Source organism: Nostoc sp. DSM 114161 (assembly GCF_052692665.1).
In genome coordinates this window covers 7,485,782-7,504,733 of record NZ_CP195141.1, presented here as the reverse complement: position 1 = coordinate 7,504,733, position 18,952 = coordinate 7,485,782, and the positions used below count along the sequence as shown (strand labels likewise).

The 18,952-nt window shown below is 41.2% G+C and carries 21 protein-coding genes; 8 read left to right on the top strand and 13 right to left on the bottom strand.

What is annotated here, in order from left to right; translation table 11 throughout:
• Positions 1-367 precede the first annotated feature (367 nt).
• Together rph and NSTC745_RS31225 are read right to left on the bottom strand one after the other, a co-directional pair.
• A complete protein-coding gene (rph, locus tag NSTC745_RS31230; protein WP_445634472.1) occupies positions 368-1,114 on the bottom strand; it encodes a ribonuclease PH in 747 nt (248 codons plus the stop codon).
• Positions 1,115-1,292: 178 nt separating this feature from the next.
• Positions 1,293-1,916 carry an adenylate kinase family protein gene (locus NSTC745_RS31225; protein WP_445634471.1) on the bottom strand — a complete coding sequence of 208 codons (624 nt, stop codon included), beginning with the start codon at positions 1,914-1,916 and terminating at the stop codon, positions 1,293-1,295.
• Positions 1,917-2,258: 342 nt separating this feature from the next.
• Between NSTC745_RS31225 and NSTC745_RS31220 the strand changes: the two genes are divergently transcribed.
• Both NSTC745_RS31220 and dcd read left to right on the top strand, forming a co-directional pair.
• Positions 2,259-2,795, top strand: coding sequence for a P-loop NTPase family protein (locus NSTC745_RS31220; protein WP_445634470.1), 537 nt, complete (start codon positions 2,259-2,261; stop codon positions 2,793-2,795).
• 56 nt (positions 2,796-2,851) lie between these two features.
• Positions 2,852-3,499, top strand: coding sequence for a dCTP deaminase (dcd, locus tag NSTC745_RS31215; RefSeq protein ID WP_445634469.1), 648 nt, complete (start codon positions 2,852-2,854; stop codon positions 3,497-3,499).
• Positions 3,500-3,891: 392 nt separating this feature from the next.
• On the opposite strand, the gene thyX is transcribed toward dcd, so the two are convergent.
• Positions 3,892-4,614, bottom strand: a complete 723-nt coding sequence (gene thyX, locus NSTC745_RS31210) for an FAD-dependent thymidylate synthase (RefSeq protein WP_445634468.1) — start codon at positions 4,612-4,614, stop codon at positions 3,892-3,894.
• A 192-nt stretch (positions 4,615-4,806) separates the two neighbouring features.
• Between thyX and NSTC745_RS31205 the strand changes: the two genes are divergently transcribed.
• Both NSTC745_RS31205 and NSTC745_RS31200 read left to right on the top strand, forming a co-directional pair.
• Positions 4,807-5,022, top strand: coding sequence for a chlorophyll a/b-binding protein (locus tag NSTC745_RS31205; RefSeq protein ID WP_445634467.1), 216 nt, complete (start codon positions 4,807-4,809; stop codon positions 5,020-5,022).
• 124 nt (positions 5,023-5,146) lie between these two features.
• Positions 5,147-5,728, top strand: a complete 582-nt coding sequence (locus NSTC745_RS31200) for a thioredoxin family protein (RefSeq protein ID WP_445634466.1) — start codon at positions 5,147-5,149, stop codon at positions 5,726-5,728.
• Between the two features lie 105 nt (positions 5,729-5,833).
• Here NSTC745_RS31200 and NSTC745_RS31195 read toward each other — a convergent pair whose 3' ends face one another.
• The 4 genes from NSTC745_RS31195 to NSTC745_RS31180 all read right to left on the bottom strand — a co-directional run bounded on the left by NSTC745_RS31195 (position 5,834) and on the right by NSTC745_RS31180 (position 8,977).
• The gene (locus NSTC745_RS31195; protein ID WP_445634465.1) at positions 5,834-6,346 is read right to left on the bottom strand and encodes a hypothetical protein; all 513 of its coding nucleotides are present in this window, start codon (positions 6,344-6,346) and stop codon (positions 5,834-5,836) included.
• 894 nt (positions 6,347-7,240) lie between these two features.
• The gene (gatC, locus tag NSTC745_RS31190) at positions 7,241-7,531 is read right to left on the bottom strand and encodes an Asp-tRNA(Asn)/Glu-tRNA(Gln) amidotransferase subunit GatC (protein WP_445634464.1); all 291 of its coding nucleotides are present in this window, start codon (positions 7,529-7,531) and stop codon (positions 7,241-7,243) included.
• 111 nt (positions 7,532-7,642) lie between these two features.
• Positions 7,643-8,164 (bottom strand): photosystem I assembly protein Ycf3, encoded by a 522-nt coding sequence (locus NSTC745_RS31185; protein WP_445634463.1) that lies wholly within the window; start codon positions 8,162-8,164, stop codon positions 7,643-7,645.
• Between the two features lie 135 nt (positions 8,165-8,299).
• The gene (locus NSTC745_RS31180; protein ID WP_445634462.1) at positions 8,300-8,977 is read right to left on the bottom strand and encodes an SOS response-associated peptidase; all 678 of its coding nucleotides are present in this window, start codon (positions 8,975-8,977) and stop codon (positions 8,300-8,302) included.
• Positions 8,978-9,173: 196 nt separating this feature from the next.
• Between NSTC745_RS31180 and NSTC745_RS31175 the strand changes: the two genes are divergently transcribed.
• Positions 9,174-9,803, top strand: coding sequence for a glutathione S-transferase family protein (locus tag NSTC745_RS31175; RefSeq protein WP_445634461.1), 630 nt, complete (start codon positions 9,174-9,176; stop codon positions 9,801-9,803).
• 111 nt (positions 9,804-9,914) lie between these two features.
• On the opposite strand, the gene NSTC745_RS31170 is transcribed toward NSTC745_RS31175, so the two are convergent.
• From NSTC745_RS31170 to NSTC745_RS31155, 4 genes are all read right to left on the bottom strand, one after another.
• Complete coding sequence (locus NSTC745_RS31170; RefSeq protein WP_096538248.1) at positions 9,915-10,142, bottom strand: DUF167 domain-containing protein; 228 nt, start codon at positions 10,140-10,142, stop codon at positions 9,915-9,917.
• On the bottom strand, positions 10,120-10,536 hold the full coding sequence (locus tag NSTC745_RS31165; protein WP_445634460.1) for a ribosomal maturation YjgA family protein: 417 nt from the start codon (positions 10,534-10,536) through the stop codon (positions 10,120-10,122). The genes NSTC745_RS31170 and NSTC745_RS31165 overlap by 23 nt, the downstream gene beginning before the upstream one ends.
• 168 nt (positions 10,537-10,704) lie before the next feature.
• Positions 10,705-11,256: a DUF2231 domain-containing protein gene (locus tag NSTC745_RS31160; protein WP_445634459.1), complete on the bottom strand. Its 552-nt coding sequence runs from the start codon at positions 11,254-11,256 to the stop codon at positions 10,705-10,707.
• 175 nt (positions 11,257-11,431) lie between these two features.
• Positions 11,432-12,172, bottom strand: a complete 741-nt coding sequence (locus NSTC745_RS31155; RefSeq protein ID WP_445634458.1) for an LmeA family phospholipid-binding protein — start codon at positions 12,170-12,172, stop codon at positions 11,432-11,434.
• Between the two features lie 233 nt (positions 12,173-12,405).
• Between NSTC745_RS31155 and NSTC745_RS31150 the strand changes: the two genes are divergently transcribed.
• On the top strand, positions 12,406-13,704 hold the full coding sequence (locus NSTC745_RS31150) for a chloride channel protein (RefSeq protein ID WP_445634457.1): 1,299 nt from the start codon (positions 12,406-12,408) through the stop codon (positions 13,702-13,704).
• Between the two features lie 148 nt (positions 13,705-13,852).
• On the opposite strand, the gene NSTC745_RS31145 is transcribed toward NSTC745_RS31150, so the two are convergent.
• Positions 13,853-14,428, bottom strand: coding sequence for a Uma2 family endonuclease (locus NSTC745_RS31145; protein WP_445634456.1), 576 nt, complete (start codon positions 14,426-14,428; stop codon positions 13,853-13,855).
• A 165-nt stretch (positions 14,429-14,593) separates the two neighbouring features.
• Entirely contained in the window at positions 14,594-15,610 is a 1,017-nt protein-coding gene (locus tag NSTC745_RS31140; protein ID WP_445634455.1) for a ribose-phosphate pyrophosphokinase, read from the bottom strand.
• A gap of 658 nt (positions 15,611-16,268) precedes the next feature.
• Between NSTC745_RS31140 and NSTC745_RS31135 the strand changes: the two genes are divergently transcribed.
• Together NSTC745_RS31135 and bioD are read left to right on the top strand one after the other, a co-directional pair.
• On the top strand, positions 16,269-17,999 hold the full coding sequence (locus NSTC745_RS31135) for a protein kinase domain-containing protein (RefSeq protein WP_445634454.1): 1,731 nt from the start codon (positions 16,269-16,271) through the stop codon (positions 17,997-17,999).
• A 240-nt stretch (positions 18,000-18,239) separates the two neighbouring features.
• Positions 18,240-18,914: a dethiobiotin synthase gene (bioD, locus tag NSTC745_RS31130; protein WP_445634453.1), complete on the top strand. Its 675-nt coding sequence runs from the start codon at positions 18,240-18,242 to the stop codon at positions 18,912-18,914.
• The last annotated feature ends 38 nt before the right edge of the window (positions 18,915-18,952 follow it).

The window sequence follows — 18,952 nt, the reverse complement described above, 5'->3', positions numbered from 1 at the left end:
TTCGACTGCGCTCAACCCTCTTCTGCGCTCAACCCTCTTTTAGTCAGGCTACTGAGCATTGAGCGGAGTCGAAATGCGCCTTATAAATAATTGTGTCCACCTACTTAAAATCTACGTAGTACATCCAGGACTTACGCAAAATCATGAAAAAACAAACCGCAAAAGACGCAGCGAAAAGTCTGAGCGCCGACTTCCGGCGTAGACCCCCAAAGGGCGGCTTGTCGTAAGACATCGGAACTTTTTAAGACAAAGGACACAAAGAAATAAGAGTAAGAGAGAGTTTTTGCGTAAGTCCTAATTCTTTCTTGTTAAACACCGACAGCAAAAGACTTTTAAACCTGTTGCCTCAACCCTGTTCCCTGCTATATTAAAAATCGCCTACGAATAAGTCTTTCCAATCAGCGATCGCTTCCCGTTGAGCGATTAACAATTGCTCAATTCCTTTTTGGGCCACATCTAAAAGCTGATTCAACTGATGCCGACTAAAGCTACCTTCTTCAGCTGTGCCTTGGACTTCAATGATTTCCAGATGTTGATTCATCACCACATTAAAGTCTACTGTTGCGGCTACGTCTTCTATATAATTTAAATCTAAAAACGCCTCTTTTTCTAGTAACCCTACGGAAACCGCTGCTACCTGTCCGCACAGGGGCGATCGCTGCAACGTTCCCTGCTGCAATAATTTAGAAATGGCATGAGCCAAAGCCACAAAAGAACCCGTAATCGCTGTGGTTCTAGTTCCAGCATCTGCTTGCAGGACATCAGCATCCACAGTCAGCGTATGCTCTCCCAATGCCTCAAAATCCAATGCTGCGCGTAAACTGCGTCCGATTAAACGCTGAATTTCTTGCGTCCGTCCAGATAATTTCAATAATTCCCTTTCTTGCCGTTGTTGTGTAGCAGATGGAAGCATTCGGTATTCAGCAGTTAACCAGCCCTTACCTTTTCCTTCCAGAAACTTAGGAACTCCCTTAGTTACACTGACGGTACAAAGTACCTGAGTATCGCCGCATCTTGCCAGAACAGAACCGGGAGCAAACCTAGTAAAACTGGGGTAAAAACTCAACGGACGTAGTTCGTAGGGAAGACGACCGTCTGGACGCTGCCAAGCCATTGGATTTGCCTCAAGATTTTTTAAATAGAATACTGCCTTAAGGTTACCTTAGTGGGGCAAACAGGACATGGGGAAAGGGAAAGGGGAAAGGGAAAAGGGGAAAGATTAAATTTATTTCGTTTTTCCTTTTCCCTTTAACCTTTTCCCTACCTCCTGCCCCCTGCCCCCCTGCCCATTTTTAGGGAACAGAAAGCAGAGTCAAAATATTTTGCAGCACCATCTCTGGTGACTGATCGCCATTGATGGTTAATAGGCGGCGACGACGGTCGTAATATTCTAGGATGGGGATGGTGCGATCGTAGAATAATTCTACACGGCGCTGTACGATTTCCGGTTGGTCATCTGGTAGCGATCGCCCCAAGGATCGGCTAACCATAACCGCTTCTGGAACTTGTAGATAAATCGCCCAATCTAGTTTTTGACCTAAATCATCTAATAAAAAATCTAATTCTTCAGCTTGAAAAGCAGTGCGGGGATAGCCCTCCAATACCCAAGCGCAGTTAATATCTGGTTGTCTAAGGCGAATTCGGATCAATTCAATAATCATTTCGTCTGGAACTAATTCCCCCTTTTCTAGATATGGCCGTGCATGGTAGCCTAATTCATTCAGGTTAGTGAAAACAGAAAGATAATTCCGGGAATCGGTTTGCGACCATTGCAAGTTCGGCAAGGACTTGCCACCAGATATGGCTTCTCGTAAAATCTCACCTGTAGAAATCAGAGGAATATCAAAGTATCTGCAAAGCCTTTGTGCTTGAGTGCTTTTACCCGATCCTGAACCTCCCAGAATCACTAATCTCACAACAATTCACCCCTCATCGTGTCAAATTTACTACTTTATAGTCTGTTTTATACAAATAATCGGAAAATCAAGTATATAAAGACTTTTAGCCGCTAGCTCTAGATTTTTTAAGCGATCGCAACTGTAACTTATTTGTTATCATTTTTACGCTAATTTCAGAGAGAAAACGAAAATTTCAATCAAAATAACTCTTGACTTCAACACAAAGGTAGTGTTTGACTAAGAATGCAATTTGCCCAAACCACTGCACCTGTGAAAAACAGATTGATTATATAGGTAGATTCGCAATAACTAATTTTAAGTAATAGTCTGTAACTTATTGTAAATTTTTGAACTTTACCTATGGTCGCCCAGCTAGAAACGCAAAGTATAAATTCAGCCCTTAACTTACCATATCCAGTTGAAGGACTAATACAAGTTTTTACTAGTTCTCATCGCAATTTTTTTACAAGTGTAATGGCTCAAGCACTGAGAATCGCTGGACAAGGGACGCCAGTGTTAATAGTGCAGTTCCTCAAAGGAGGTATCCGTCAAGGACACGAACGACCCATACAACTAGGACAAAATTTAGATTGGATTCGCTGTGATTTACCTCGTTGCATTGATACAGCACATCTCGACGATTCAGAAAACCAAGCCTTACAACAACTATGGCAGTATACACAACGGGTAGTACATGAAAGTAAGTATTCTCTCGTAGTTTTAGATGAGTTAAGTTTAGCGATTAACTTTGGTTTCATTCCAGAAACTGAAGTTTTAGCGTTCCTAGCAAAACGCCCTCCTCATGTCGATATCATTCTCACAGGGCCAGAGATGCCGAAATCTCTGTTGGATGTGGCAGATCAAATTACAGAAATTCGCCGCAGTCATCGACCCTAAACAAAAAACTCAGTTCAAGGTATCCTAGTAGTTCGGTTTGAATTAGCTGTGAACTTGTGATTAAAAACGATATCTGGATTACTGAAATGGCTCAAAAAGGCATGATTTCACCTTTTGAGCCAAGTTTAATCCGAAAAGTACAAAAAGCGGAAAGTCTGAGCCAAGGTTCCCTGGGATCGGAACTTTCTAAGACGGATGAGTCTGTAGCAGTTCAACCTGTAATCAGCTACGGTTTATCTTCTTATGGCTACGATATACGCCTTTCTCCGGCTGAGTTCCGCATTTTTCGCCACATACCTGGAACTGTTGTTGACCCCAAAAACTTTAATCCCCACAATCTTGAGCCAACAGTACTCCACACAGATGTTAATGGCAGTTACTTTATTTTGCCTGCTCACTCCTATGGACTTGGCGTTGCTTTAGAAAAACTAGAGGTTCCAAGTAATATTACAGTGATATGTATAGGGAAATCTACTTATGCTCGTTGTGGTATTATAGCAAATTTAACACCTGCTGAAGCCGCGTGGCGGGGTCATCTTACCTTAGAATTTTCTAATTCTTCTAGCGCTGATTGTCGCATTTACGCTAACGAAGGTGTGGTGCAATTGCTATTTTTAGAAGGCGAACCCTGTGCTATTAGTTATGAAGCAAGACAGGGTAAATACCAAGATCAGTTAGAAATTGTGACTTTGGCTCGTGTTTAGATTTTTGCTGAAGGTGCTAATCGTAGCTAACCTAGATACTGCTTTTGATGCCCCACAGCGATCGCCCGAAATCAAAAATCTAATTACAAAACATTCCGTAAGTCTTCTCTTGTATTTACTACAACAATCCTATCGTAAGGGCACAACAATGTTGTGCCCCTACTGTGGTCTATTCAACTGCAAATTGGTGTAATTGCTCATCAGCACGTAGCATGGTAAACGCGATCGCCTTTAACTAATCATATTTTTTATATAGGAATCCAGTTTGATTTCTGAAATTATTTTTGTACAGAGGGAACAGGGAAGAGGCGAGGCAAAACTGTACTAATTTTTTCCAAAAATCAAATATGAATCCTGTATTCACAAATTGTTGATTCTGAATTCTGACTTTTTTAAGGTGCTAACCTTGCTTTGCCTAAACGTTGCTTTTCGTACCATTGAGCGATCGCAGGTGCCCAGTCTGCAAAGTGAGGCCACATCAGTTCGCACAACTTTTGAATTTCAAGTTGAGCGTCTTTCTTATTTCTCAAGTCGCAAAAATGCAAGAAAGACCTTAAATTGAAACTAACTACAAAATGCTGACGATAGTCAAAAGGTACTTTACCTCTGGCGTGTTCTTCAGACATTCCACCTTCAAAATCAGCTTTATATCGTTTAGCTGCTTCTAAGCACCACTCCAAATCCGCTGCACGTTGTTCTGGCGTGTAGTGGTACTTTTTACCTTGTCTATCAGTGTAGTAACCAATGGGACGCAGATAAATAACATCTTCTATGTCTTTCTTACCTTCTACTACGTCGATAAATTGGTTGCCTGTATACCTAAAAGATTGTACATCAAATGATACTCCTACTCTATGAGTACGCGCCTGTTGCATAACGCTGTGGGGAAAGTAGCCACAGTTGAAAATAATCTGGGGATGCTCTAGAGGCCCATAGTGTCCTCTTTCTCCCGCCAAAAGTCGCTTGACAATAATTTCGCCGCTTTGTGATTCCGTTGGCCATGAGTCGCGCTCGTCAAACACGAACCCATCGGTATAGTCTTGGTGCATCGCGGCGTAAATTACCTGCTGCGGGTTTGGGGTTTTGGCAATAACCTCTACTCGAAATCGATGCATTGGCTGTATGGAAGTGGATTAGTGATTGAGATGGCAACAGAGAACAGAGCCTATGTCGTTCAACATGGCTTTGAACTCAATCCATAATCATATCTCTGCCTTGGACTTCTACTTGAGCAGATTAAGATACTTTACAAATGTTAATAAAGTTGTTACACTTCTTTACATAGAAAAAGAACAGGGGATAATCACATGCGTACAAGTACCGCTATAGTTGACGATCAAGGCAAACTGAACAACTTTGCCCTAGAGCCAAAGGTTTATGTAGACGAGCAAGGCGATCGCACTGGCTTTACACCTTATGCAGAACTGCTCAACGGTCGTTTAGCAATGATTGGTTTTGTTTCTCTGATAGTATTAGAAGTAGTAACAGGACACGGGATCGTGGGGTTTTTGACCAGCCTGTAATAACTCGATTGTGTAAAAGAATTTTCAACAAATCTCAGAGGCGAGAAATATCTCGTCTCTTAAATTTTTTACAGAAAATTTAGTGATATGTTGAAAATATCGGGGTAAAAATATCGGGTGAACTATGGCTTTAACAGCTTCAACAATGTTGCCGCTAGGCACTAAAGCACCAGATTTCGATCTACCGGAAGTTGTATCTGGAAAGGCAACTTCACTTTCTACATTCGCAGATAAAAAAGCGCTGTTGATAATGTTCATTTGTCGGCATTGCCCATTTGTCAAGCATGTGCAACAAGAATTAGCGCAATTAGGAAAAGATTATTTTACGAGTGATTTAGCGATCGTTGCCATCAGCGCTAACGATGCCAAAAATTATCCAGATGATGCGCCAGATTCCTTAAAAGCATTTGTCACAGAACAAGGATTGACGTTTACCTTATGCTATGACGAAAGCCAGGAAACGGCAAAAGCTTACACAGCAGCTTGCACGCCAGACTTTTTTCTATTTGATGGCTCGCGCCGACTTGTTTATCGAGGACAATTAGATGATAGCCGTCCTAGTAATGGTAAACCCGTGACAGGTGCAGATTTACGTGCAGCCATTGAAGCAGTATTAGCGGATAAACCTGTTGCAACTGAGCAAAAGCCGAGTGTTGGTTGCAACATTAAATGGAAACCTGGAAACCAACCGAGTTATTTTGGTTGAAAGGGGTATGAGGCAGGCAGGAAATTAGGAGTTAGGAGTTAGGAGTAGTAGGGTGAAATTTTATTACAATCTCCTCATCTCCCCATCTCCCCATCTCCCCAGATATCAGTGCTTAATTTCCAAATTCAGAATGTAGCGTCCTAGTTGGATTTTTTCTGCCCACAATTCATATTCCAGTCGCAAATGCTCTGGTAAAGGATGTGCGTTGAGAGCTAGGCTGCTAGTAAAGTTTCGTAAACGAATCGGATCGTTAGATGGCAACGACTCAGTTGGCAACCAATAGCGACTGATACCATAAACACCCTGTTCCCAGAAGTGGCGATAACTCACTTGGGCGTTACCTTGCATAGTCATAATTACCCGATATGGGGAAATTTCTAACCATAAAATTCTGGGACTGCTAGGGACATAAGCTTTGCTCTTACTTTGAGGAGAAGCGTCTTCTGGACTGAGGACACTCTCGACTTCGCAAGTGATTAGGGGTGGTGCGGTTAACAGTAAATGAAATCGGTCGGTGTCTTTTTGATACAATGTCCCGGCAGTTTCAACAACAGACCAAATTGGTAGGTCAGTAGAAATAATTGATAAGCACACGGGCTTGCGGTGATGGGTCAGCATGGGAGCGATAAGGGCTAAAAGCTATTGAACAAAATGAAATGAACACTAGGAGTCTGATAGTCAGGGTAAGAAACTAAATAGTAAAACAGGCTTAATATTAACTGAATTCGCTGGTTAGCTAAGCTACACAAATTGAGATATAAACAGGTAGGACGTAAGCCCAGACAGCGAAAACGGCAGTTTTTCTAGAGAGAGCTAATTTGTAATTAAAGCTTGTAAATATTCTAAAGCTATAGACCCAAAACAGTGGGAGTCTTTAATAGATGCAAAAAAACGTTCTTGGGGGGACTTACCGTAGATTTGAGTAAGTTTCATACAAGAAAAAGCAGTAGGATACTAGGGAAGAAGCAGCAGCGGCAAATCAAATCGCTGATGAACTTTTGATGTATTCAAAAGCCAGTTTATCCTACTCTTGTCTTCTGTTATAACCGTAAAAATTCCGGAAGAGCTTTCTCTTTAGTTTGAGGGGAGTGAGTAAATGGGGAGATGAAGAGATGGGGTAGTGCAGGGAGATGGCCTCGCCAAGGGGAAAGGAAAAGAGAAACGTTTCTGTGTTAGAACTTTGCTAGTTAAACATGTCAATCCCTGGTGTCAGAATTGCTCTGTACAGGATTCACATAATTAATAGCGAAACCAACACATTGGCTTATACAAATCAAAGTTGATATAGAGCTATAAAATTAATCTTCAAAAATTAGGTGGCAAAAAGGAAGCACCTAACTCCTTGTGAAAAATAATTTCATAACCCTATTAATGCCCTTAGACGCTATTGGTGTGTCGTCGATTTCAGTATTTGTACTCGATCGCGGCGATTTTGGCAAGATCGATGTTTTTTTGCGACACCTGAATAATATTAACTTATACAGTAGAGTCCGAAATCAGAATAGCTTTAGACTACTCAGCGTTGAGGATTTTTGGTACTTTGAAAAATTCGCCTTCTTGTTCGGGGGCGCTGTTGAGGATGCTTTCACGGTCAGGATAGGGTTGCAAGTCATCTTCTCGCGTAACATTACTTACATCTATTGCCCGTGTTGTTGGAGGCACATCACTAACATCGAGTTCGTTGAGTTGTTGAATATAATCGAGAATGCTTCCCAATTGATTGGTAAATTGTTCTTCTTCTTCTGGAGTTAACTCTAAACGAGCAAGATTAGCTACTTTGTGGACTTGTTCTCGATCGATCATAAATTTTTATTGGGCATTGGGCATTGGGCATTGGGCATTGAGTATGGGGCATTGATTATTAGTCATTGGGCATTTGCAAAGGACTAATGACCAATGACTAATGACTAATGACTAGAAGAATACGTCAATTTGCGATCGCCCTGTAGTCTTCAACCAGTTTTGAGCTTCAATGTAGTTATTGGGTGCCATGCGAATGGCTCGAATCCAATAGTCTGCGGCTTGGTCAAACAGTGCTTCGCCAGCGTCGTTATCTCCAGCTTCTTTTGCTTTTTCGCCTTGGTAATGATAAATCACGGCAATGTTGTTCAAGGCTTGGGGCATACGTGGATTTAACTCAATTGCTTGGTGATACAGTTCTAAAGCCTTGTTGTGGTCGCCGTTGCTGGCATAGATTAGCCCCATATTGTAGAGAATGTAGCCGCGATCGTTGGGGTCTTCCTCTAGTGTTAACGCTTCTTCATAGTATTCCAGAGCTTCGGCATATTCTCCTTCTGCTTGGGCTGACATGCCATCTCGGTAATATACAAAGGCTTCTTTAGCTTTTTTGTTGGCTGGCAGGATCTTCAGAATGATATCCGCCATGACTGTAAAAGATTTGTCAATAAAGTTATCGTTTTTTTGCGTTCTTGGCATAGTTGTCTCTCGGTATTGCGTATTGGGGACTGGGGAATGGGTATTGGCGCCTGGCGACTGGGCCTTATGAAAACTCTTCTCTAGTCCATAGTATACAGTCCTAATCCCCAGCCCCTAGCCCCCAGTCCCCAGTCCCTAGCCCCCACTAATCGGCATAATGCATTCCGGACTATTATGCCGAGAGTTGTTTACTAAGGTGCTGACTGCATAAGCAGTCATGGCTTGGGCTGGATAAGGACGCAATAGCTGTTGTAGGGTTTCGGGCGTTTGCACTTGGGAATCTAGCCATAAATCGTAATCTTGTGGGTCTAGAATTACTGGCATCCGTTCGTGGATAGGTTGGAGTAATTCGTTGGCTGCTGTTGTCAAAATTGTACAAGAAATTATTTCTTCGTTGTCAGGGGAGTGCCATCTCTCCCACAAACCGGCAAAAGCGAAGGGTTGCCCATCTTGGAGACGAAAATAAAATGGCTGTTTCTTACCTTGTTGACGTTGCCATTCATAAAACCCATCAGCTAGCACTAAACAGCGGCGATTCTTAAAAGCTGACCGAAAAGCGGGTTTTTCTGCAACAGTTTCCGCCCTGGCGTTGATCGTTTTTGCGCCTATTCCCGGATCTTTTGCCCATGAAGGAATTAACCCCCAATGCAACTGCTGAAATTCACGCTTTTTGCTTTCAGGATTTTGTAACACTGATGCTACTTTTTGCGTAGGTGCAATGTTATATTCGGCTGCTAAATCCGGAAGTTCCCGAACATCGAAAACTTTAGCTAAAGCTTCTACTGGCTGGTTTAGCGTAAATCTTCCACACATACTTTTATTCCCGATCGCTGAATAAATTAAACATCTCAATCTAGAAATAAATAATACTTTTTTATTTTTTAGGATGATTTTCTTTCGTACTCAGAAGTTAAATATAAAAGAGATTATCCGGTTCTTGTAAAATATTTTGGTAAGATATTGTATTTTGAACCCTTAGTTATCAACACATTCGTTATTGTATTTTAACATGGAACTACTGCGTTTGTACGATTTTTTACCTTCTGGTAATGCTTACAAGATACGTCTTTTATTGACACAACTAGGTATGCCTTTTGAGAGGGTAGAGGTTAACATATTGAAAGGCGAGACTCGAACGCCAGAATTTTTAAGTAAAAATCCCAACGGTAAGATTCCAGTTCTGGAAATTGAGCCAGGAAAATATTTGGCAGAGTCAAATGCTATATTGGTTTATTTGAGTGAAGGTACAGAATTTTTACCCTACGATCGCTTCTTGCGATCGCAAGTCTTCCAATGGTTATTTTTTGAACAATACAGCTATCAACCTTTTATTGCCCCATCAAGATTTTGGATTTCTATTTTAGGTAAAGCTGAAGAATATGGTGAAGCTTTAAAGCAAAAACGCGAACCAGGTTATGCAGCACTTAACTTGATAGAAAAACACTTAAGTTCTCATACTTTTTTTGTGGGAGAACGTTACACAATTGCTGATATTGCCTTGTTCGCTTACACTCATGTAGCTGATGAAGGTGGGTTTGATTTAACACAATTTTCTGCTATCCAAGCTTGGATAGAAAAAGTCAAAGCTCAGCCCAGGTATATTAGTATTAAGGATATACACAAAGATATAGAATTTTAAAAATTCTGTTTTCCAAGCTTGTACCTCTCGATTTATAGTCCCATCCAGTGATACATCACATTACATGAAGTTTTACCAAGCAACGCACAACTAAAGATAAGATAGTCAGCACTACATAGCGGTGTCAATTTCAATCAGTTTTTGTCGAGAGGACAAACCAGACTTAATTGTAATATCAGATTTAGCTACACCAAATTTCTCTGCTAAAAGCTTAATTAACTCTTGATTAGCCTTGCCATCAACTGGGGGCGATTTTAAATATACAATCAGGCTATCATCAGATTGTTCTAATATTTTTTGCTGTTTGGAGTTAGGTTTAACTTTGACTTTTTTTTGCATAACCGATTTTTTGTAATTGTTGCAGCCAGAACCAACCTAAAATACAACCCAATAAGTAATGAGGAAAATCCCACCAAACAAAGGTAGTACCAAGTAACAATTTACCGATAAAGGTGGCGCGAATCTCATCTAATAGTGGCAGATGCCAAAGTTGCAAAAATTCTATTATACAGGTGATGACAAAAACCCATATTGGAATTTGGATTACCGCTGCTCGACTTCTAAAAAACCAAAATCCAAACAGACACCAAAATATTTCGTAAGCTATATCTCCTGCGTAATCATTAAACCACTTATAGCCAGGGCCAGTGTAATACTTAAAGAAAAAACCCATCGGTACAACGATGAGTATAGAGAGAAGAATATATATTGTTTGTTTTTGATTGCGGCCCATTTTTTGAAACCTTAGAGACTAAGCAAAATTTTAGCCTCTGTGGGAGGTGTGGGAAGAGAGGGGGGTGTGGGAGGAGACGGGGGTGTGGGAGGTGTGGGAGGATAGTGAAGAAATCTTTCCCCCCCTCTTCCCACACTCCCCACACTTCCCCATCTCCCCAACCCCCATTTATGGATATCTTCGACTACCTGCACCGACTACACCGATTTTGTGGCGATAGGAGAGTTCAGCGCCGAACCAGCCGGAAGCGCTAGTGAGAGTACCAACAACTAGGGACAGAAGCAATCCCCAAGGTAGAATTCGGGCTTCGGCGTCGCCCAAACGTAGAAGGAAGTTGACCAATGTTAAGACTAGAATAGAAACGTTAAGTATCAAGTGGGCCCAACCAGCAGTACGTTTGCGGACTCGTTCGATTTTCAAAAAGTCACTCAAACCGATCGCAGCTGCAAGGACGCCTCCACCTAACCCCAGTCCGATCAACCATATGGAAGCCCTAGCCCAGAAGAAATCGCGAGTTAACCAGTAGCCAAAATCGGTTCCCAAGGCTAAGGCTAAAAAGGCGATGGGGAAAATTACACTCAAGGGGTGTAAGGGATGTCCGGCGATCGCCACAGTGCTAGGTACGCCAGTATCACGATATTCACTATCGTTACTTTCAATAACTGGTGGGATATTTGGAAAAGGTGTTGAACTTGTTTCGGTTCTTTCTGTAGTTTCCATTATTAGTAACCTGAGTTAATAAGTGTCTATTTTGTAAGAATTCAGGAATCAGAACTCCTAATTCATAATTATTGGAAAAACAAGAATTTCATAGCTTTTTAATTTTCTTCCAATTATTATTAAGCTGACATTTCAAGATTTTCTAAATTCTGAATTCTGAATTCTTACTTGATTTCTAACCAGAAGGAATTTGCTCTACATAAGCTTGGGCTTGCAGGGTTAGTTTACCTACTTCTACTTGTAGTTGATTAACTTGTAGGTTTATTCCTTGCAAATCAAAGTTGCTCAAATTCAGAATTTCGCTGGTTTGATCTATCAAAGCTTTTGTCAAATCTGGCGATGTTTCTTCACTTTCGCCATATTCAACATTTTCCAGCGAAACACTTCTTCCATTAGCACTAATGGTCGGTACTGCTGAAAAAGCAACTTGTTGATTCTCGCCTGTTTCTGCTAATTTAATGTTGGCATTTAGCGCTACTTTTCCATCACCAGGCAGTCGAAAGTCTACATTTTGCGGTTCGATAGTCCTCTGCTGGCCGTTAATGTCTATTTTTTGATTTTGTAGTTGCGATCGCACATATTCCGAGTTGAAGGCGCGGTTGATGTCAGCTTCGGTTAAAACAACTCGTGTATTAGCTTCAGTAGGTTTTGTGAGTTCAATTTTGCCAAAAGCCACACTCAGAGGATTGATAGCAACACTATTCATTTGCATTTCAAGTTCCTCCATTCGGAGGTCTTTCTGCATTACTAAACCTTCGCCTTCAATTTTGACTTCATCTACCTGACCCTGAACTGCTTTTAGCGGATCGGTTTTGATATTTACATCTAAATTTTCTACTTCATCTAATTGGCTAGATAATCCCATTTCTGCTGCTTTATTTAGCGCCTCTTCTCCTAATCCAGGATTCTCTGGCATTATTAAATTAACTCCTAATTGAAATATCATATCCTTGAGTTAATTTAATAAATTTGCATCCCAAATTTATCTATCTGGCGATGTAGTAAACTTATAAATGTTGTCTATCTAAAAGTATAAGAATATAAATTTTAATATTTTTTTTGTGTTTGTATCTTTTGAACTCAGATTACATTACTATAATAAATGTCAAAAAACTATAACATTTAATTATTTCAGTTAGGAAATCAGCAGTGCTACCAAATAACCGTACTCCCACAAACAAAACTCAACGCTGGAAGTTTTTGCAACTTTTTGGACTGGTAAGACGTAATCCTCTTTCGATTTCACGGTGGGTTTTACGTTGGGTAGTAGTGGGGACTGTTTGTGGTTTATTTGCTAGTTTGTACTGGAATATTTTGGAACTGATGACTCACCAACTACAAAGATTTGAGGGTTTGAGTCTGCTAATAGTTATGCCTATAGCTGGATTAATTGTTGGCTTGGTAATTCATTTTTTAGGCAACCCAGGGGAAATTGCTGTCATTGTCGATAATATCCATTTTCGTGGCGGACGTTTGGACGCACGAAAAAATCCGGCGATGATTCTTGCTTCCTTGGTGAGTATTGCTGCTGGGGGTAGTGCAGGGCCGGAAGCGCCATTAGTACAGGTTACAGGATCTTTTGGCACATGGGTAGGCGATCGCCTGGGTCTTGAGGGCGAAGAACTCAGATCCACGAGTTTAGCAGCGATGGCGGCTGGCTTTACGGCTTTGTTTGGCGCACCATTAGGTGGGGCGATGTTTGCCTTAGAAATTCTCCATCATCAGCATATCGTCGAATACTACGAAGCTTTAATGCCAGCGATCGTTTCTAGTTGCGCTAGTTATATAGTATTTGCCTTTATCACCCGTTTGGGAATTGGCCCCACCTGGCATTTTCCCCAATACAACTTACAGAACATCGATGATTTTGCTTTGGCTATCCTGTTTGGAATCATCGGTGCTGTTGCAGGTTGGATTTTTATGGGCATTTTTCGCGGCTGTGGCAGACTTTTAGCGATGGTTTCAGGCCCGGTTTATGTACGCACCACATTAGCAGGATTAGGCTTAGGTATTTTGGCAGCCTTCTTACCCTTAACCCGCTTTTTTGGACATGAAGAATTAGAATCAGTCCTAACCGCTAATTTTTCACTTGTTTTTTTGTTAATTTTAGCCTTGGGTAAAATGGCATCCATCAGCATCACAGTTACTGGTGGGTGGCGTGGTGGTTTCATTATTCCCTTATTTTTTACCGGTGCTTGTATTGGTAAAGCAATTGCAATTTTAATTCCGGGCTTGAATCCTGCACTAGCTATGATTTGTACAATGGCAGCTATCAATGCAGCGGTGACACGCACACCCATAAGTACAACTTTGTTGTTATCAAAATTGACTAATTTTACCCCTTTTACGCCAATCTTGTTTGCTAGTTTGATCGGGTTTTTTCTCGCACCAAAAGTTCCTTTAATAGGTTCTCAACTGAAATCACAGCAATCTCTGGAAGAAATTTAAAGTTAAAAATTTAAAATGCACAGATGATTTGAAATTTTAATTAACAACAGTACTTGGGGAAAATCCAAAAAATAAATTATCCAGTTAATCAATGTGAAATCATATCCACTTGTAAGAATGGATAAACCGATCTTAGTATCATTCGCCTCTACAATAATTTTTTTAAAGGCAACATAAAACCAGGCACAACATCTTCTCCACTTAAGGTTGCTGTAGCTGGATATTGAGTAACTGAACCATCCCGACGATAAACTAAAGCTTGCTGATTTTTGCTGTCAATTAACCATCCTAATTGAACACCATTAGCAATATATTCTTCCATCTTGGCTTTGAGCTTTGCCAAGCTGTCATTTTTAGAACGAATTTCAATCACAAAATCGGGCGCTAAGTTAATAAATTTGTCCTCTTGCTCGTCCCAACCTTCTGGTAAACGTCCTTTAGCCACAAAAGCGGCATCAGGCGACCGGACTGCCATATTTGCTAATCTAAAACCTGTACTTGGGCCAAAAACTTCACCTAAATCTTGACTTTCTACCCAATTCAACAGATAGGCTCCTGCTTTTATTTCTCGATTACCAGAAATTCCACCAGTTGGGGGCATAGTTTCTAACGTTCCATTAGCATTGCGTTCAAACCGCAGTTCTGGGTTTTGAAAGCTCATCAACATTAATTCTTCATCAGTGACAGCATACAAAGACTCTACTGTTACTTGTTCGCCGGTCATGATAATGTGATTGCAAGCTTAACGGACACTTCAATTTTAGACTCAGATTGCATTATCTTTTAAGAATCTGTAGCTTTACTTGATAAATAAAAAATTAAGGCTGAAGAATAAAGTTTTTAGACTTCATTCTTCAAGCCTTTAACGTCAATGAAAGTGTTTTATTGACTAGCGGAACATGCTGCTGACTGAGGTATCTTCATGAATTCGCCAGATAGTTTCTCCTAAGAGATTAGCCACTGACAGCACCACTAGTTGTGGAAAGCGATTGCTTTCTGGTATGGGAATCGTGTTTGTGACGATGACTTCTTCAAATAAGCCACTGGATAACCGTTCCACAGCTGGTGGAGAGAACACTGCATGAGTGGCACAGGCGTATACCTGACGCGCTCCTTCTTCACGTAGTAGTCGCGCTCCTTCGGCAATTGTACCGCCGGTGTCGATCATATCATCGACCAAGACTGCGGTTTTACCTTTAACATCACCAATCACATTTAAGACTTCTGCAACGTTGTGGGCCTGACGGCGTTTGTCAATAATTGCTAGTGGGGCATCATTAAGTTTTTTGGCAAATGCTCTAGCTCTTGCAACACCGCCAACATCTGGGGAAACAACCACAAGGTCGGCCAGTTGTTTGCTTGCCAGATAATCTAACAATACTGGCGAACCGTAAACATGGTCAAAGGGTATGTCGAAATAGCCCTGAATTTGAGCCGAGTGTAAATCCATTGCTAGAACGCGGTTAGCACCTGCTTCTGCGATCAAGTTAGCAACTAGCTTGGCGGTTATTGATTCTCGTCCTGCCGTTTTGCGATCGGCGCGGGCGTACCCATAGTAGGGAATTACAGCGGTTACTTGTCGTGCAGAAGCTCGACGACAAGCATCAACCATAATCAATAATTCCATCAAGTGATCGTTTACGGGTTGACAGCATGGCTGGATTAAATAGACATCACAACCCCGAATCGATTCTTGAATTTGAACGTAAAGTTCTCCATCCGCAAATCTTTTGCGGATCATTGGCCCCAAGTCCATGCCCAGGTAACGAGAGACTTCTTGAGACAGTTGGAGATTGGCAGAACCAGAAAACAGCCGCAGGCGATGATTATCAGTCAGTCTTATTGCGGATGCTTCCACTTTGAAAGTTGCAGAACTGAGCACAGCAGATCCTCGATGTGCATTCATAGCAATATTATCATTAGAGATTTTATAGATTTAACCAAGAAATAGCCTAAAAAAACATCTGTGAGTTTTATTGAAGCTTCCATACAAAATTTAAACATTTTTCCATAAAATTATCATTTGGTAATTGTCTAATTTTCTTGGCTCACAAAGTATTGATACCTTTTGTGGTAATCAGTCAAGTCGCCCCACTAGATATACTAGTTGAATTTTTTTGGTGTTGAGGTAAATAATCCTAATCCCTCAAAGATTGGCGCGATAGAATAGATTGTTCTAACTACCTCATTTATAACTGAGAGCAAAGTATTTACAACTTAAGTGATATTGAAATTTTTCTTTCGACAGAAGAAGCCTTGTGACTAAGTGTTCAGGGGGTATTGTATTATATTCTACGATTTTAACCGCAAATAAATAAACTGCCAGATTTAATTGTAAGTTCTAATTAACACAATACAAACCGAAAATACGCGTATTTAACGAAATTTAGATGTTGATGGTTAACGCTTAACAGTCATCAATTATCAATCATCAGTCATCAGTCAACGTAAAATCCGTTTTGGTAAGGTAAAATATCGCTGCATGTAACTGTCCGTCGCCACTTGGACTTAATCTTTGTCGGTGACTTACTCCTCAGTTGCCATTACAACTCAATCATTCGATCATGCAATCACCAATTACAGTTGGCACTGTCTTGCAAAACCGTTACCGGATAATTCAAATTCTCGGACAGGGGGGATTTGGTAGAACTTATCTGGCAGAAGACCAAAGACGCTTTAACGAACTTTGTGCGATTAAGGAATTGATTCCAACAGCAATGGAAGCTGGGGCTTGGGAAAAGGCACAAGAGCTTTTTCACCGAGAGGCTGCTATTTTGTATCAAATCGAACACCCACAAGTGCCAAAATTCCGGGAAAGATTTGAGCAAGACCAACGGTTGTTTTTGGTGGAAGACTACGTTGCAGGTCAGACTTACCGAAGTTTGCTGAGTGAGAAGCAAGCTGTGGGTGAAACTTTCACTGAAGCAGAAGTATTTGGGTTAATTCAGTCTTTGTTGCCTGTTTTAGAGCATATTCATAGCCGAGGAATTATTCACCGGGATATCTCGCCAGAAAATATTATTTTGCGAGATAGCGATGGCAAGCCTGTATTAATTGACTTTGGAGTGGTAAAAGAACTGGCAACGCGTTTACAATCGCCAGATAGCGTAATGCCAGTAACTAGTGTGGGAAAATTAGGCTACTCTCCAAGCGAACAAGTACAAACAGGAGGAGCGTATCCTAGTAGTGATTTGTATGCATTAGCGGTGAGTGCGATTGTTTTGCTGACAGGTAGAGAACCAAGAGATTTATTTGATGAAAATCAATTAACTTGGAATTGGCAGCGTTGGGCACAAGTAAAGCCAGGATTTGCCCAGGTTTTGAATCGAATGTTAAATCATATTCCGAGCGATCGCTACCAAACTGCTGCTGATGTATCCCAAGCATTACAATCTTTACAGCAACCTAGCGCCCCTACCCCTGATTTTTCTCAGTTACAGACAATGGCTGTCGGTCGTCGCCCTGATTTGGTGACACCAGCTGCTTCGCCCAAAAAACCTGCTCCCGTAATTCCACCAAACCAGACTAGCTCAGTCTTGGATAATCCCTTAGCGATCGCTGCAATTGGTGGTGCTGTAGTTATCTTAGCGGGATTTGGTTCTTGGGCATTGGTAAGTTCGATTCGCAGCCAATCAAAACCACAACCAGAACAGACGCTTCCCCAAAATTTTCCTTCACCAGTAATTTCTGGGGGCACTACATTCACCTCCACACCCACGCCTACACCTACTCAAGAACAACCTGTTATATCTACTAAGCCTTTGAATTTGGGAGCATTTAACGCCACCGCAGTTGCAGGTACTCTCAAAAGAAATCAAATCAGCCGCTATACTTTTCTTGCCCAGGAAGGAGACAAATTAAGTACATTTGTTGAGGCAGGAAGCAGTGTTTTACTAACAGTATTAAATCCCAATCAACAACCAATTGATAATAATGCTGTGCGAGTTAGATCTTATGAAGGTACATTGCTAGTTCCTGGTGTCTACACTATTGAATTAATTCTGCCTCCAGAAGTTACCGAAAGTAATTATAATCTCAATGTTGGATTACAAAAACTTATTCAACCAACACCCACACTCACCCCCACACCAACCCCAACCCCGACACCCACCCTTACACCAACGCCAACTCCAACAGAAACTCCGACACCAATTCCCACACAAACATTAATACCAATTCCCACACCAATTCCCACACCAATTCCAACTCCAGAGACAGGAAACAATAATCAAAATAATAACCCGTTGATTGATAGCACACCCACACCAATTCCCGATCCGACAATTTCGCCCTAAAAACGAGACGATTTTGGATTGGATAGCCGAAACATTCGCTTGCTGTGTAAGATCGTAGAATCAACGAGCGATGAATTTAATTGTTGAAATTGTACTAAAATGATTTATTAGTTATTAGTGTTGATATCATCACTAATAATTACAGCAGAATTCAAAAGTAAAACAAACTCTGTGTTTGGTTTTCAACTTCACTGAATCTGCTCTTAACAAAAACGTTAGTTAAGTATTTAGCAATCATTGTTGAACGCATTATTAATTACTGGAACTGATACCGAGGCTGGTAAAACTATTTTAACCACAGCTTTAGCAGCCTATTGGCAAAAACATTATCCGCAGCGTAGCTGGGGAATCATGAAACCGATTCAATCAGGAATTGGCGATCGCGAATGGTACGAAAATTTATTCGCCTTAGAACAATCTCCAGAAGAAATTACACCTTTGTATTTTCAAGCACCACTCGCTCCTCCCATCGCCGCAGCACGAGAAAATCGCCAAGTAGATTTAGCCTTGGTGTGGCAAGCCTTGTCTAAATTGCGATCGCAGCGTGATTTTGTGCTAGTAGAAGCCTTGGGTGGCTTGGGTTCGCCAGTTACAGATGAATTGACAGTGGCCGATCTAGCCGCAGAATGGCGTTTACCAACAGTATTGGTAGTGCCCGTGAGATTAGGAGCGATCGCTGCTGCTGTGGCGAATGTGGCATTAGCTAGACAATCGCGCGTACATCTGGTAGGCATTGTGTTGAACTGCGTACAGCCGCGTTCGGATGCAGAGATAGCCGACTGGACGCCACCAGAATTGATTCGATCGTTAACTAACACGCCAGTTTTAGGGTGCTTACCTTATGTAGACAATCCCACTGATTTAGAGAAACTTGCTCAAATAGCATCAGATTTAGATTTAGAAAGACTAATTTGAGAAGGCAGCTATGCTGAAGGGAAAGCCCATAAATAATC

Bases quoted from the DNA above. Each gene is read 5' to 3' on its own strand.
- rph (WP_445634472.1), bottom strand. From the start codon at position 1,114: ATGGCTTGGCAGCGTCCAGACGGTCGTCTTCCCTACGAACTACGTCCG.
- NSTC745_RS31220 (WP_445634470.1), top strand. From the start codon at position 2,259: ATGGTCGCCCAGCTAGAAACGCAAAGTATAAATTCAGCCCTTAACTTA.
- thyX (WP_445634468.1), bottom strand. From the start codon at position 4,614: ATGCATCGATTTCGAGTAGAGGTTATTGCCAAAACCCCAAACCCGCAG.
- NSTC745_RS31205 (WP_445634467.1), top strand. From the start codon at position 4,807: ATGCGTACAAGTACCGCTATAGTTGACGATCAAGGCAAACTGAACAAC.
- NSTC745_RS31200 (WP_445634466.1), top strand. From the start codon at position 5,147: ATGGCTTTAACAGCTTCAACAATGTTGCCGCTAGGCACTAAAGCACCA.
- NSTC745_RS31195 (WP_445634465.1), bottom strand. From the start codon at position 6,346: ATGCTGACCCATCACCGCAAGCCCGTGTGCTTATCAATTATTTCTACT.
- gatC (WP_445634464.1), bottom strand. From the start codon at position 7,531: ATGATCGATCGAGAACAAGTCCACAAAGTAGCTAATCTTGCTCGTTTA.
- NSTC745_RS31185 (WP_445634463.1), bottom strand. From the start codon at position 8,164: ATGCCAAGAACGCAAAAAAACGATAACTTTATTGACAAATCTTTTACA.
- NSTC745_RS31180 (WP_445634462.1), bottom strand. From the start codon at position 8,977: ATGTGTGGAAGATTTACGCTAAACCAGCCAGTAGAAGCTTTAGCTAAA.
- NSTC745_RS31175 (WP_445634461.1), top strand. From the start codon at position 9,174: ATGGAACTACTGCGTTTGTACGATTTTTTACCTTCTGGTAATGCTTAC.
- NSTC745_RS31170 (WP_096538248.1), bottom strand. From the start codon at position 10,142: ATGCAAAAAAAAGTCAAAGTTAAACCTAACTCCAAACAGCAAAAAATA.
- NSTC745_RS31165 (WP_445634460.1), bottom strand. From the start codon at position 10,536: ATGGGCCGCAATCAAAAACAAACAATATATATTCTTCTCTCTATACTC.
- NSTC745_RS31160 (WP_445634459.1), bottom strand. From the start codon at position 11,256: ATGGAAACTACAGAAAGAACCGAAACAAGTTCAACACCTTTTCCAAAT.
- NSTC745_RS31155 (WP_445634458.1), bottom strand. From the start codon at position 12,172: ATGCCAGAGAATCCTGGATTAGGAGAAGAGGCGCTAAATAAAGCAGCA.
- NSTC745_RS31145 (WP_445634456.1), bottom strand. From the start codon at position 14,428: ATGACCGGCGAACAAGTAACAGTAGAGTCTTTGTATGCTGTCACTGAT.
- NSTC745_RS31140 (WP_445634455.1), bottom strand. From the start codon at position 15,610: ATGAATGCACATCGAGGATCTGCTGTGCTCAGTTCTGCAACTTTCAAA.
- NSTC745_RS31135 (WP_445634454.1), top strand. From the start codon at position 16,269: ATGCAATCACCAATTACAGTTGGCACTGTCTTGCAAAACCGTTACCGG.